The organism is Streptomyces sp. NPDC059787, assembly GCF_042732315.1.
Taxonomy (GTDB): Bacteria; Actinomycetota; Actinomycetes; order Streptomycetales; family Streptomycetaceae; genus Streptomyces; species Streptomyces atrovirens.
The window spans coordinates 24,151-37,731 of the sequence record NZ_JBHWHX010000031.1 but is presented as its reverse complement, the minus strand read 5'-3'; the positions used below and the strand labels follow the sequence as shown (position 1 = coordinate 37,731).

The 13,581-nt window shown below is 73.4% G+C and carries 13 protein-coding genes; 5 read left to right on the top strand and 8 right to left on the bottom strand.

Going from position 1 to position 13,581, the window contains the following annotated elements; genetic code table 11:
- Positions 1–6: 6 nt before the first annotated feature.
- Entirely contained in the window at positions 7–636 is a 630-nt protein-coding gene (locus ACFV5H_RS26025) for an HAD family hydrolase (RefSeq protein WP_385197482.1), read from the bottom strand.
- A 377-nt stretch (positions 637–1,013) separates the two neighbouring features.
- Positions 1,014–2,150: a hypothetical protein gene (locus tag ACFV5H_RS26020; RefSeq protein WP_385197480.1), complete on the bottom strand. Its 1,137-nt coding sequence runs from the start codon at positions 2,148–2,150 to the stop codon at positions 1,014–1,016.
- Between the two features lie 117 nt (positions 2,151–2,267).
- On the opposite strand from ACFV5H_RS26020, the gene ACFV5H_RS26015 reads away from it, so the two are divergent.
- The 3 genes from ACFV5H_RS26015 to ACFV5H_RS26005 all read left to right on the top strand — a co-directional run bounded on the left by ACFV5H_RS26015 (position 2,268) and on the right by ACFV5H_RS26005 (position 7,360).
- Entirely contained in the window at positions 2,268–5,009 is a 2,742-nt protein-coding gene (locus ACFV5H_RS26015; protein WP_385197479.1) for a helicase-associated domain-containing protein, read from the top strand.
- 425 nt (positions 5,010–5,434) lie between these two features.
- Complete coding sequence (locus tag ACFV5H_RS26010) at positions 5,435–5,620, top strand: hypothetical protein (RefSeq protein WP_385058434.1); 186 nt, start codon at positions 5,435–5,437, stop codon at positions 5,618–5,620.
- A gap of 96 nt (positions 5,621–5,716) precedes the next feature.
- Positions 5,717–7,360 (top strand): DNA repair helicase XPB, encoded by a 1,644-nt coding sequence (locus ACFV5H_RS26005; RefSeq protein ID WP_385058436.1) that lies wholly within the window; start codon positions 5,717–5,719, stop codon positions 7,358–7,360.
- A gap of 4 nt (positions 7,361–7,364) precedes the next feature.
- On the opposite strand, the gene ACFV5H_RS26000 is transcribed toward ACFV5H_RS26005, so the two are convergent.
- The 4 genes from ACFV5H_RS26000 to ACFV5H_RS25985 all read right to left on the bottom strand — a co-directional run bounded on the left by ACFV5H_RS26000 (position 7,365) and on the right by ACFV5H_RS25985 (position 10,360).
- On the bottom strand, positions 7,365–7,748 hold the full coding sequence (locus ACFV5H_RS26000) for a hypothetical protein (protein ID WP_385058438.1): 384 nt from the start codon (positions 7,746–7,748) through the stop codon (positions 7,365–7,367).
- Between the two features lie 168 nt (positions 7,749–7,916).
- Complete coding sequence (locus ACFV5H_RS25995; protein ID WP_385058439.1) at positions 7,917–8,708, bottom strand: ABC transporter permease; 792 nt, start codon at positions 8,706–8,708, stop codon at positions 7,917–7,919.
- Positions 8,705–9,661, bottom strand: coding sequence for an ATP-binding cassette domain-containing protein (locus ACFV5H_RS25990; RefSeq protein WP_385197478.1), 957 nt, complete (start codon positions 9,659–9,661; stop codon positions 8,705–8,707). The genes ACFV5H_RS25995 and ACFV5H_RS25990 overlap by 4 nt, the downstream gene beginning before the upstream one ends.
- A 30-nt stretch (positions 9,662–9,691) precedes the next feature.
- Positions 9,692–10,360 carry a DUF4097 family beta strand repeat-containing protein gene (locus ACFV5H_RS25985; protein WP_385197476.1) on the bottom strand — a complete coding sequence of 223 codons (669 nt, stop codon included), beginning with the start codon at positions 10,358–10,360 and terminating at the stop codon, positions 9,692–9,694.
- 221 nt (positions 10,361–10,581) lie between these two features.
- Here ACFV5H_RS25985 and ACFV5H_RS25980 point away from each other — a divergent pair, with 221 nt between their 5' ends.
- Positions 10,582–11,337, top strand: a complete 756-nt coding sequence (locus ACFV5H_RS25980) for a helix-turn-helix domain-containing protein (protein ID WP_385058449.1) — start codon at positions 10,582–10,584, stop codon at positions 11,335–11,337.
- 46 nt (positions 11,338–11,383) lie between these two features.
- On the opposite strand, the gene ACFV5H_RS25975 is transcribed toward ACFV5H_RS25980, so the two are convergent.
- Together ACFV5H_RS25975 and ACFV5H_RS25970 are read right to left on the bottom strand one after the other, a co-directional pair.
- Entirely contained in the window at positions 11,384–11,569 is a 186-nt protein-coding gene (locus ACFV5H_RS25975) for a hypothetical protein (protein WP_385197474.1), read from the bottom strand.
- A 130-nt stretch (positions 11,570–11,699) separates the two neighbouring features.
- The gene (locus ACFV5H_RS25970) at positions 11,700–12,572 is read right to left on the bottom strand and encodes an aldo/keto reductase family oxidoreductase (RefSeq protein WP_385058444.1); all 873 of its coding nucleotides are present in this window, start codon (positions 12,570–12,572) and stop codon (positions 11,700–11,702) included.
- A 93-nt stretch (positions 12,573–12,665) separates the two neighbouring features.
- Here ACFV5H_RS25970 and ACFV5H_RS25965 point away from each other — a divergent pair, with 93 nt between their 5' ends.
- Positions 12,666–13,556, top strand: a complete 891-nt coding sequence (locus ACFV5H_RS25965) for a helix-turn-helix domain-containing protein (protein WP_385058446.1) — start codon at positions 12,666–12,668, stop codon at positions 13,554–13,556.
- The last annotated feature ends 25 nt before the right edge of the window (positions 13,557–13,581 follow it).

The window sequence follows — 13,581 nt, the reverse complement described above, 5'->3', positions numbered from 1 at the left end:
TTCCGGTCAGTTGTCCGAGCAGTGGTCCGAAAACCACCGCGGGAATTCCGTCAGACCGGTGAGGACGACGTCCGCGCCGGCCTCACGCAGCTCCGTGGCGTCGCAGGGGCCGCTGGCGACGGCGACGGACAGCGCGCCGGCGGTCCGCGCGCCGCGCACGTCGCCCACGTGGTCGCCGACGTAGACGGCGGCCTCGTGCTCGCGCAGCGCGAGCGCCTTCTGCTCGGCCCACAGGTTCCCGATCACGGCGTCCGGCTCGATGCCGAGGTGGGCCAGGTGCAGTTCGGCGTTGGGCTCGTACTTGGCGGTGACGACGATCGCGCGCCCGCCGGCCTGCCGTACGGCGGCTATCGCCTCACGGGCGCCGGGGAGGGCGGACGTGGGGGCGATGGCGTACGTCGGGTACATGGCCCGGTACAGGTCCGCCATCTCGTCGACCCGCTCGGCCGGGAACCAGTTGACCAGCTCGTCCACCAGCGGCGGCCCGAGGCGGCTGACCGCGAGATCGGCGTCGATGTACGTCCCGGTCCGCTCGGCCAGTGCGAGGTAGCAGGCACGGATGCCGGGGCGGGAGTCGATGAGCGTCATGTCGAGATCGAAGCCGACGGTGGGCGGGAGGGGGGTGGTGATGGCCATGCGCGCCATTGTGCCCAACGCCTGCGGCGGGCAGGCGGACGCCCGAGACAGCCGCGGGCAGCCGCGACAGCTGCGGTAGCAGCGGCAGTAGCCGACCACCCGACGCAGCCGCGGGCAGCCGCGGCAGCTGCGGGCAATCGTGCCGCTGGGGCGGCACGGGTGGGCGCAGCGGCACCTGGCAAGCGCCGTGAGCGCAACCCAGTTGGATCGCCCCCGCCGCCCCTTCCCTTCCCGTCCCCGGGGGCGCTGCCCCCGGACCCCCGCTCCTCAAACGCCGGAGGGGCTGAATGGTGCCGGACGGGCTGAATGGTGCCGGACGGGCCGAGTCGAGCCAGAGGGGCCGAGTGCAGCGGGACGGGCCGAGTTCAGCTGAAGGGTCAGCGTTGGCGCTGTGAGCGCCAGACCAGGAACAGCGCCGTGGTGAGAGCCGCAGCCCGGATGACCCACGGCCACGTCTCGGAGATCGCGGCGTTCATGTGCCCCTCGGCGATGGGCGTACCCCAACGCCCCGCCGTCCTCCCCCAGAGCCACACGACACCGCCCGCGAGCGCGAGGCCGGGAAGGATGACCACCGCCCATTTGATCTCCGCCTGGGTCAGACGGCGGGAGGCGTAGGCGATGAGCCAGCCCAGAACCAGGGCGCGCCAGTCACCGATCACGGTCCCCGCGACCAGCAGCCCGGCGGCGAGCAGGAGCAGGGGGTTGCTCCAGCGACCCGACGGCAGGCGCGGGAGGAAGCGGCGGCGACGGGAAGCGGCGGGCTCCTCCCGGGCTTCGGGCGCGGCAGCCGGCCCGGCCGGCGTCTCCTCCTTCTCCTTCGCCGGGGGCGGCTTGAGGAGTTCGGGGATCTCGACACCGCCGACGAAACCCGGCACCTCGTCACCGATGCCGAACGCGCTGTTGTCCACCCGCCACCAGTCCGGCTGGGTGGCGCTGTCGCCGAGTTCGTCCGTACCGGCCCGGTGCGGCGGGGACGGTACGTCGGCGGGGGCGGGGCTGCTGTCCGGCGTCCCGGCAGGACGGGGACGGGGGACGATCCGGCGCAGGATGCCCTTGGGACGGTCGGCGCGGGCGTCACCGCGCACGTTGTCACGAGCATCACCGCGGGCGTTGTCACGGGCATCACCGCGCGCGCCCTCGCGGGCGCTGTCGCGCGCGTCCTCGCGGACGTCGCCACCCGTGTCCTCGCGGGCGCCGCCGCGGGCCCCGGCGCCGCCCTCCCGCTCCCGCTGCACCGGCACGGCGGCGGGCGGCGCGGGGCCGGTGGAGCCCGGGGCGGGGCCGGAGGTGTCCTCGGCCGCCGTGACGACCTCGGTCGGCGTGCCGATGCGGGAGATGATGCGGCGGACCGCCGCGGGCGAATCGACCACGGCCTTCGCCCGCCGCCGGTCGATCTCGTCGCGCAGCTCGGCGACCAGCCGCATGCGGGCCGCCGACGGCAGCTGCCGCTGCTGCGCCACGTCGCCGACGCGGCTCAGATACTCGTAGACGACCTGGTCGCTCTCGATACCCACGAAGTCCCCTCCGGGACGGATGCGTCGGGACACCGTCGCCCGACGGTACCGCGAGTGGGGCCGGCCGACCCAACTCCCGGCACGCCACCGGCGTACCCACCCGCTAACGTGAGGCGGATGAGCACCGAGGAGAAGCCCGCGGCGGCCCCCCGATCCCTCGCTGAGGCCCTCCGGGGGCGGGACGACGCGGCGCTGGCCGCGCTGCTGCGCAGCCGGCCGGACCTCGTCACGCCCGTGCCCACCGACCTCACCCAGCTCGCCACCCGCGCCGGCACCCGCGCCTCGGTCGTACGGGCGCTGGAACGGCTCGACCGGTTCACGCTGCAGACGGCGCAGGCGCTGGCCGTGGCGGCGGATCCGGCGTCGTACGACGAACTGCTCGGGCTGATGGCGGGCGACGACCGCGACCCGGCGGTCTCCGCCGCGCTGCCGCACGCGCTCGGCGTGCTGCGCGAACAGGCACTGGTGTGGGGTGGCGACGACCGGCTGCGGCTGGTGCGCACCGCCCGTGAGCTGCTGGCGCCGTCGCCGCAGCATCCCTCGCCGACCGGGCTCGGTCCGACCGTGCGGGAGGCCACCGCCGGGATGTCGCCGGGGCGGATCCAGGAGATCGTGGCGACGGCGGGACTGCCCTCCACGCACGACTCGGTGTCCGCCGTGACCGCTCTGACCGCCCTGTTCGACGACCCGGCGCGGATGTCCGCACTGCTCGACGAGGCGCCGGCCGAGTCCGTGGAGGTGCTGGAGCGGCTGGTCTGGGGCCCGCCGTACGGGCAGGTCACCGCCGATCCCGCGCCCCGGCTGCGCTGGCTGCTCGACCGGGGGCTGCTGCTGCCGACGGCGCCCGGGACGGTCGTCCTGCCGCGCGAGGTCGCGCTGCGGCTGCGGGCCGGTCGGGCGCACCGGGCGGTGGAGCTGTCGCCGCCGCCCGTCGAGGCCGCCGCCACGCACCGTCCGCAGGTGGTGGACGCGACGGCGGCCGGGCAGGCGTACACGGCGCTGTCGACGGTCGAGGAGCTGCTGAAGGACTGGCACGAGGGCGGCCCGGCGGTACTGCGGGCCGGCGGGCTGAGCGTGCGGGACCTGAAGCGGACCGCCGCCGCCCTGGACGTGCCCGAGCCGGTGGCCGCGTTCTGGGTGGAACTCGCCTACGCTGCCGGGCTGCTGGCCTCCGACGGGGAGGCCGACGAGCGGTACGCGGCGACCCCGGCGTACGACGAGTGGCGTGAGCGGCCGGACGCGGAGCGGTGGGCGCACCTGGTCACGGCGTGGCTGGCGGCGACCCGGACGGCGGGGCTGGTCGGCGGGCGGGACGCGAAGGACCGCACGCTGTCGGCCCTGGGTCCGGGCCTGGACCGCTCGGTGGCCCCGGAGGTACGGCACAGGGTCCTGACCCTGCTGTCCGGCCTCCCGGAGGGAACCGCACCGGCCCCGGAGTCGGTCCTGGCACGCCTGCGCTGGGAACGCCCCCCGCGCGGGGGCGGGCGGGGTTCCGCCGGCCCGGCCTCCTCGGCGGCGGAGGGCGCTCGCCAGGCGCCGGGCGGCCCCGGGACCGGGGACGGCCGGGGGGCGGGGGTGTCGGCGGAGGGCGCTCGCGGGGCCGGCGGTGCGGGAGCAGGGGGTGTTCGTGGTGCGTACGGCTCCGTCGCGGGAGGTGCTCGCGGGGCGGAGGGGGCCTCGGGGGCGGGGGACGGTGAGGATCTACGGGCGCGGGTCGCGCGGTGGACGCTCTCCGAAGCGGAGCTGCTCGGGGTCACCGGGCGTGGCGCGCTGTCCGCGCACGGGCGTGCGCTGATCGGCGCGCCCGCGGCCAGGCGGGCGGAGGCGGAGCCCGAGGGGCCGGGTGACAAGCTGCCCGTGCACCACCGGCCCGCCCCGGCGCCGGTGCCGCTCTCCCCCGCCGAGCAGGCCACGGCCGCCGCTGCCGCCGCCCGCCTGCTCGCGCCGCTGCTGCCCGAACCGCTGGACCACGTGCTCCTCCAGGCCGATCTGACGGCGGTGGCGCCGGGCCCGCTGGAGCGTCCGCTCGCCGACGTGCTGGGGGTCCTCGCGGACGTGGAGTCGAAGGGTGGCGCGACCGTCTACCGGTTCACGCCCGGCTCGGTACGGCGCGCCCTCGACGCCGGGCAGACCGCCTCCGACCTGCACGCCTTCCTCGCCGCGCACTCCCGCACGCCGGTGCCGCAGCCGCTGGCGTACCTCATCGACGACGTCGCCCGCAGGCACGGGCACCTGCGGGTCGGCGCCGCCTCGGCGTACGTCCGCTGCGACGACGACGCCGTGCTCAGCGAGATCCTCGCCGACAAGCGGGCCGCGGGGCTGGGCCTGCGGCGGCTGGCCCCGACCGTGCTGGCCGCGCGGGCCGATCCGGCCGGCCTGCTGGAGGGGCTGCGCGCGATGGGGTTCGCACCGGCCGCCGAGTCGGCGGAGGGCGATGTGGTGATCGCCCGCGCCGACGCCCACCGCACCCCGCCGCGCACCCCTCCCGCGCCGGTCCCGGACGGGCCGCCGGTCCCCGACGACACCCTGCTCACGGCGGCGATCCGCGCCGTCCGCGCCGGCGACCTCGCCTCCACCGCCCCGCGCAAGCCGGCCGCCGGGGGCGAGCCGGGCCGCGGGGAGCTGCCCCGTACGACCGCCGCCGAGACCCTCGCCACCGTGCAGGCCGCCGTCCTCACCGGTGAGGCGCTGTGGATCGGCTACGTCAACGCCGAGGGCGGCGCCAGCCAGCGCGTCATCGCCCCGGTCCGGGTCGAGGGCGGCTTCGTCACGGCGTACGACCACACCGCGGACGAGGTGCGTACGTATCCGCTGCACAGGATCACGGGGGTCGCGGAGCTGGCGGACGACGAGGGCTGAGCCGTTCGGGTGTACGGCGGGCTTCATGCACGCCACGCCGGGGCGTTCCCCCTGATGAGCGAGGTTGTGGGGCGTCGCGCATCCCGTGGCGGGCCGTTGGGCAGCCACCGGGTGTCCTGAACGGGCCCGGAAGCCACCGCGGTCCGTTCGCACGCAACAGAAAGGAAGTCCCATGCGTGCCGTTCGTCGCGTCGCCGCCGTACTGACCTCCACGGCCGTGCTGCTCGGAGCGTTCGCCGCCGAGGCCGCCGCGGTCGGGATCGACCTCGGCGGGGGCGTGACCTTCTGACACGTTCCGTGTCCTGACACGTCTCGTGTTCTGATCCGTTCCGTTTCTCGTTCACGGCGGGCCGGTCCCTCGTCCCCGGGGCCGGCCCGTTCCCGTCGTCCGAAGAAAACGATCCGAAGAGAACGAAGGGTGTCCCGTGCCTTCCTTGTTCCGTGCGGTGGCCGTCCGTCTCTCCGCTCTCGCGCTCGTCGCGGTGCTCGCCCCGGCCGCCGCCGCGCTGCCGCTGCCGGTTCCGGCCGCCGGAGGGGAGCCGCTCCTCACCGAGGGGGTGTTCGTCGAGGGGCCGCTGGTGAACAACCTCACGCTGCCCGCGCCGATGTAGCCCGGTCCGCTCAGGACCGTGAGCGCGCGCGATCGGGCAGACTGGAGGTTTGGCCGCAGTGCCCGTGCCGAGCCCGTCGCAGAAAGGCAGCCGCGCGTGAATGGTCCGCTCATCGTCCAGTCCGACAAAACCCTGCTCCTCGAAGTCGACCACGAGCAGGCCGACGACTGCCGTCGTGTCATCGCGCCGTTCGCCGAGCTGGAGCGGGCGCCCGAGCACATCCACACCTACCGGGTGACCCCGCTCGGCCTGTGGAACGCGCGGGCGGCCGGGCACGACGCCGAGCAGGTCGTGGACGCGCTGGTGCAGTACAGCCGCTACCCGGTGCCGCACGCGCTGCTCGTCGACATCGCCGACACCATGGACCGCTACGGCCGGCTCAGCCTGCACAAGCACCCGGCGCACGGTCTCGTCCTCACCAGCACCGACCGGCCCGTGCTGGAGGAGGTGCTGCGCTCGAAGCGCATCGCGCCGCTGGTCGGCGCCCGTATCGACCCCGACACGGTGGTCGTGCACCCCTCGGAGCGCGGGCAGATCAAGCAGACGCTGCTGAAGCTGGGCTGGCCGGCCGAGGACCTCGCCGGGTACGTGGACGGCGAGGCGCACCCCATCGAGCTGGTCGAGGACGGGTGGGCGCTGCGCCCGTACCAGAAGCAGGCCGTGGAGAACTTCTGGCACGGCGGCTCCGGTGTGGTCGTCCTGCCCTGCGGCGCGGGCAAGACACTGGTCGGCGCGGGTTCGATGGCGCAGGCCAAGTCGACCACGCTGATCCTGGTCACCAACACCGTCTCGGCCCGGCAGTGGAAGCACGAGCTGGTGAAGCGGACCTCGCTGACCGAGGACGAGATCGGCGAGTACAGCGGGACGCGGAAGGAGATCCGCCCCGTCACCATCGCCACCTACCAGGTGCTGACGACGAAGCGGAAGGGCGTCTACCCCCACCTGGAGCTGTTCGACTCCCGTGACTGGGGCCTGATCCTCTACGACGAGGTGCATCTGCTGCCCGCGCCGGTCTTCAAGTTCACCGCCGATCTCCAGGCCCGGCGGCGGCTCGGCCTGACGGCGACCCTGGTGCGTGAGGACGGCCGTGAGTCGGACGTGTTCTCGCTGATCGGCCCGAAGCGGTTCGACGCGCCGTGGAAGGAGATCGAGGCGCAGGGCTACATCGCCCCGGCCGACTGCGTGGAGGTCCGGGTCAACCTCACCGACTCCGAGCGGCTGGCGTACGCGACGGCGGAGCAGGAGGAGAAGTACCGCTTCTGTTCGACGACGGCGACCAAGCAGAAGGTGACGGAGGCGATCGTCCGGCGGTTCGCGGGGCAGCAGATCCTCGTCATCGGGCAGTACATCGACCAGCTCGACGAACTGGGCGAGCATCTGAACGCGCCGGTGATCAAGGGCGAGACGTCGAACGCCCAGCGGGAGAAGCTGTTCGACGCGTTCCGGGAGGGCGAGATCAACGTCCTGGTGGTGTCCAAGGTCGCGAACTTCTCGATCGACCTGCCGGAGGCGACGGTCGCCATCCAGGTGTCGGGCACCTTCGGTTCCCGGCAGGAGGAGGCGCAGCGGCTCGGCCGGGTGCTGCGGCCCAAGGCGGACGGGCACCAGGCCCACTTCTACTCCGTGGTCGCCCGGGACACCATCGACCAGGACTTCGCGGCGCACCGCCAGCGGTTCCTGGCGGAGCAGGGGTACGCGTACCGGATCATGGACGCGGACGAGCTGCTCACCGACGGCTGACCGGTCACCCCGCGGGCAGGGTGAACACCAGCACCAGGACGAACAGCCAGGGCAGCAGCGACAGGACCGCCAGCCAGATCCGCGGCACCGACCAGCGGCGGGTCCAGGGCAGCAGCCAGGAGGCGAGCCAGGCGCCCAGCGCGAGGATGCCGCCGAAGAACAGGGTTCCGAAGATCACGCTCAGGGTGGTCGTCAGCGCCTGCGAGCAGTCGTCGGGTCCGCAGCTGTCGGTCGCCATGACGGACAGCCCGCCGAGCAGGAACGCCACGGGGGCCAACGCAGCCCCGAGCACGGTGGCGACGGTGGGCGCCACCCAGGCGTGGGGGTCCCGGTCGGCCCGGTACTGCCAGGCGGGCGGAACGGGGGCGGCGGCGTGGTGGTGGCTCATACGGCCAGTGAAGCGGCCGGGCGGTGGCCGGCGCACCGGCGCGGGTACTCAGCGGGAGGTGTCCGCGTACTCAGACGCCGAGGGGGCGGCGTGCACCGACGCGGTGTCGGAGTACGCCGCCCCCCTGGAGTCGAGGCGCGGGACATGGTTCATCCCCTCGCACGAGGGCTACTTCGGGTCCTGGTCGAACTTGGCGGCCGACCAGAAGTAGCCGAGCACCGCCAGGCCCAGGCACCAGGCCACGGCCAGCCAGCCGTTGTGGCCGATCTCCGTGCCGAGCAGCAGCCCGCGCAGGGTCTCGGTGGCGGGCGTGAAGGGCTGGTACTCGGCGATCGGCTGGAACCAGCCCGGCATCCCCTCGACCGGGACGAAGGCGCTGGACAGCAGCGGCAGCAGGATCAGCGGCAGCGCGTTGTTGCTGGCGGCCTCGGCGTTCGGGCTGATCAGGCCCATGCCGACGGCGATCCAGGTGAGCGCCAGGGCGAACAGCACCAGCAGCCCGAACGCGGCCAGCCACTCCAGGGCCGTGGCGTCCGTCGAGCGGAAGCCGATGGCCACGCCCACGGCGCCCACGAGGACCACGCTGGCGACCGACTGCAGCACGCTGCCGACGACGTGCCCGATGAGCACGGAACCCCGGTGGATCGCCATGGTGCGGAAGCGGGCGATGATGCCCTCGGTCATGTCGTTGGAGACGGAGACCGCGGTGCCGATCGTGGTGGAGCCGATGGTCATCAGCAGCAGGCCGGGCACGATGTAGGCGATGTACGCGGACCGGTCGCCCCCGCCGTCCCCGAGGCCCGCGCTCATCGCGTCGCCGAAGATGTAGACGAAGAGCAGCAGCAGCATGATCGGCGTGAGCAGCAGGTTCAGGGTGAGCGACGGGTAGCGCCGGGCGTGCAGGAGGTTGCGGCGCAGCATCGTGGACGAGTCGCGCACGGCGAGGGCGAGGTTGCTCATCGGACGGCCTCCTTGGGCTGGGCGGGGACGGCGGCGCCGCCGGTCAGGGCGAAGAAGACGTCGTCGAGGTCGGGGGTGTGCACGGTCAGTTCGTCCGCCTCGACGCCGGCGGAGTCGAGCCGGTCGAGTACGGCGCGCAGTTCGCGCTGGCTGCCGTCGCTGGGGACCCGGAGGGTGAGGGATTCGTCGTCCTCGGTCGCTCCGCGCAGTGCGGAGGCGGCGGACCGGTAGCCGGCCGGGTCGGTGAAGCGGAGCCGGACGTGTCCGCCGGGGACGATCCGCTTGAGTTCCTCGGCGGTGCCCTCGGCGGCGATCGTGCCGTCGTGGAGTACGGCGATGCGGTGGGCGAGTTCGTCGGCCTCCTCCAGGTACTGGGTGGTGAGGAAGACGGTGACGCCGCCCGTGACGAGCTCGCGGATGATCTGCCACATGTTGTGGCGGCTGCGGGGGTCGAGTCCGGTGGTCGGTTCGTCGAGGAAGATGATCCGCGGGTCGCCGACCAGGGTCATGGCGATGTCGAGGCGGCGCCTCATGCCGCCGGAGTAGGTGGAGGCGGGCTTCTTCGCGGCCTCCACCAGGTCGAACCGCTCCAGCAGTTCGGCGGCCACCCGCCGCCCCTCGTGCTTGGGGAGGTGGTGCAGGTCGGCCATGAGGAGCATGTTCTCCTCGCCGGTGATCAGGCCGTCCACGGCGGAGAACTGACCGGTTACCCCGATCGCCGCCCGCACGGCCTGGGGGTCGGCGGTGAGGTCGTGGCCGCCGACGCGCAGGTCGCCCGCGTCCGCGGTGATGAGGGTGGAGAGGATCTTGACGACGGTGGTCTTGCCGGCGCCGTTCGGGCCGAGCAGGGAGAAGATCGTGCCTTCCGGGACGGTCAGGTCGACGCCGTCGAGGACGGTCTTGTCGCCGTAGGACTTGCGCAGCCCGTTCGCCGCGATGGCCAAGCCGGTCATGAGGGGTTCTCCTTTACAGGCAGCGGGCGGTCACAGGCTGCGGGCGGTGATGTCGCCGTAGGCGGTGGTCGCGTGGACGGTCAGGCCGGCGGCGGCACCGTCGGCGTTCCTGAGCGTGTTGTGGACCCGGCCGTAGCCGGTGCCGGCGTCGAGGGAGGCGGAGACCCCGCGGGCGGCGCCGACGGTGATGTCACCGTGCTCGGTGCGCAGCGCGACCGTGCCGCGCACGGCCTCGGTGACGTGGATGTCTCCCTTCTGGGTGCTGATCTCGGCGGGGCCGCCCAGACGGCCGACCGAGATGTCACCGGCGAGGACGGTGAGGCGGGCGCTCGCGGTCTCGTCGAGCTTGACCGGGCCCTGCGCGCCCTCGAAGACGACGTCACCGAGCCGGCCGACGCCCCGCAGCTCCGCGCCGGCGGCCTTCGCCTCGATGTGGGAGCCGGTGGGCAGCTGGACGGTGACCTCGACGGATCCGGACGGGCCGAGGATCTGGTTCTTCGCCGGCGGGCCGTCGATCCGCAGGACCCCGCCGCCGTATTCGACCCTGATCCGCTCCGCCGCCTTCGTGTCGCGGCTCTTCGTGGCGTCCGCGGGCAGGACCTCGACCACGGTGTCGGCCCGGTCGGCGGCGATGAACCGGATGCGGCCGGCGGGGATGTCGAGGACGACCGAGACGGGGGTGGGGGTGTCGAACTGCATCGTGCGCTCCTTCGGGTTGTCGTTTCTGACAACGGAAACGCTACGTTGCGTTCATGATTACGGCAACATGCTTGTTGCACAAGAAAAAGATTTATGCAGCTCAGAGCCTAAATATCGTTGCAACGGTTTGAAACCTAACGCAACACGCACGCTTGGTTCATTGCAATGAAATGAGAGTGAACGCTATGCTGGAGCCACCACGGACCACGAAGGAGATCGCGTTGCCAGGAGGCAGGCTCACCCAGCAGGAACGCCAGCAGATCGCGACGGGGCTGGCCGACGGGCTCGCCTACGCGGAGATCGCCAGACGTCTCGACCGCCCCACCTCGACGATCACGCGCGAGGTGATGCGCAACGGCGGCCCCACCGCCTACCGCGCGGACCTGGCCCACCGCGCCACCGAGCGCCGCGCCCACCGGCGCGGACAGGCCGCGCCGCGGGGGCCGAAGGCGCTCACGGAGGACTACGGCCGCGACGCGGAAGCCGTGCGCGCGTACGAGGAGACGCTCACCACCGTCTTCATAGCGTCGGGCACACCCAAGATGATGGCCAGGGTCATGGCCTGCCTGACCCTCAGCGACACCGGCAGCCTCACCGCCGCCGAACTCGCCCAGCGCCTCCAGGTCTCCCCGGCGTCCGTCTCCAAGGCGATCACGTTCCTGGAGACTCAGGACCTCGTCCGCCGGTACCGCGAGGAGGGCCGCCGTGAGCGCTACGGCTTCGACGAGGACATCTGGTACCAGTCGATGATCGCCAGCGCCCGGTCCACCGCCCAGGTCGCCGAGACCTCACGGCAGGGCGTCGCCGTCATGGGGCCCGGTACACCGGCCGCCACCCGGCTGGAGAACGCCGCCCGCTTCCTCGACTTCATCGCCGAGACCATGATTCGCTCCGCCGAGCAGGCCCGCGAGGTCCTGTACACGAAACCCGAAACGGCCCCGGACGACACCGCCGGACCGGGCCCGGACCACGGGTAGCCGGCCGACCGCGGGCGCGACGGCCGCCGTGCGGAGGGGGCACCGCCTACCTGCGGCGGACGCCCGCCTCCTCACCGTACTCGCCGAGGAGGACCACCTCGAAGGCGGCGCCGAGGAACACCTTCACGGCGCGCAGGGCATCACCGAGGCGGTGCGGGCGACTGCCCTGCATCGAGGTCGCGCCGGTCGGCCGCACCGGCGGTGTGGTGGGGTGGAGGGTCGCTGCGCTCATGCCTCCATGGTTGCTCTCCGCCACCGGTACGGGCATCGGCCGAAGGGACCGGCCTGCCGGCCCCCCGCGTACGCCTCCGGGACGACCCGTAGCCCTCAGGCAGGACGGGTCGTCCCCTAGGGGCGGCGGGTCAGCGGCCGATCGTGTCGAGCTCGGCGAGGTCCTCCCCGGACAGGGCGAGGGCCGCGCCGGTGATGTTCTCCCGCAGGTGTGCCACCGACGAGGTCCCGGGGATGAGCAGGATGTTGGGCGACCGGTGCAGCAGCCAGGCCAGGGCGACCGACATCGGGCGGGTGCCGAGCCGGGCGGCCACGGCCGAGAGCACCGAGGACTGCAGGGGGCTGAAGCCGCCCAGCGGGAAGAACGGCACGTAGGCGATGCCCTGTTCGGCGAGCCGGTCGACGAGGTCGTCGTCCTGGCGGTGGGCGAGGTTGTAGAGGTTCTGCACGCAGACGAACGGGGCGATGGTCTGCGCCTCGGCGATCTGACCGGCGGTCGCGTTGCTCAGGCCGAGGTGGCGGATCAGGCCCTGCTGCTGGAGTTCGACGAGGGTCTCGTACGCCTCGGCGAGCGAGCCGGGCCGCGGGCCTCCGGCGTCGCCGAGCCGGAGGTTGACGAGGTCCAGCGTCTCGACGCCGAGGTTCTCGAGGTTGCTGTGGACGGCCCGGCGCAGGTCGTCCGGCTCCCGGGCCGGGGGCCAGCCGCCCTGTGCGTCGCGGACCGCGCCGACCTTGGTCACGAGGTGCAGTGAGTCGGGGTAGGGGTGCAGCGCTTCACGGATCAGCCGGTTGGTGACGTGCGGCCCGTAGGCGTCGGCGGTGTCGATGTGGGTGATGCCGAGACGTACGGCCTCGCGCAGCACCGCGAGCGCGCCGTCGTGATCGGCCGGCGGCCCCATCACACCGGGGCCGCTCAGTTGCATGGCCCCGTAGCCGAACCGGGTGACGGTCAGGTCGCCCATCGTCCAGGTGCCGCCGGGGAGGGATGTCGTCCGAGTGCTCATGCCCCCACCGTCCACGCCGGCGGCCGGCCCGCCCAGGTCCCCGCCGATCCTGGGAGTGACAGGGACAGGGACGAGCGGCCCCGCCCGCCTACCATGAAGGACATGTCTGAGGAGAGCCGGCTCGGTGACTACCTCCGGGCGCGCCGGGAGCTGGTGACGCCCGAGGACATCGGGCTGCCGGTCCACGGGATACGCCGGGTGCCGGGGCTGCGCCGTGAGGAGGTGGCCATGCTCGCCGGCATCAGCTCCGACTACTACCTGCGACTCGAACAGGGCCGCGACCGCAACCCGTCGGCGCAGGTCCTCGACGCGCTCGCCCGGGTGCTCCGGCTCGACGAGACCGCCACCGGCTACCTCCACCAGCTCGCCGCGCCACGGCCCCGCGCCCACCGCCGGCCACTGCGGCGGACCGTTCCGCCGGCCACGGCACAGCTGCTCCGCGCGATCGGGCTGCCGGCCTTCGTGACGGACCGGTCCCTCGACGTGATCGCCGCCAACGCGCTCGCCACCGCGCTGGTCCCGAGCGTACGGGTGGGGGAGAACCGGCTCCGGTCGTTCTTCCTCGATCCCGCCGAACAGGCGCTGCACACGGACTGGGCCCACACGGCGTCCCGGTGCGTCGCCGCCTTCCGCAGACGGATCGGGTCCGACGTCGACGACCCGCGGATCGTCCGGCTCGTCGGCGAACTGTCCCTGGCCAGCGAGGAGTTCCGGCAGGTGTGGGCACGCCACGACGTGCGGCCGCCGGGCACCGGGCCGATCGGGATGAACCACCCGCAGGTCGGCGAGCTGAACCTCACCATGTCCAAACTGGACGTCGACGGCCCCGACGGCATGATGCTCGCGGTCTACCACGCCGAGCCGGGGACCGAGGACGCCGAGCGGCTCGCCCTGCTCGCCTCGCTGACCACGGGACGACCGGTGCGGCGTCCGGTCGACGTGCCCGGCGTGCGCGACGCGGACGGTTCACCCCCTACGGGCTGACCGGCGCGGACACGGGCGTGCCCGG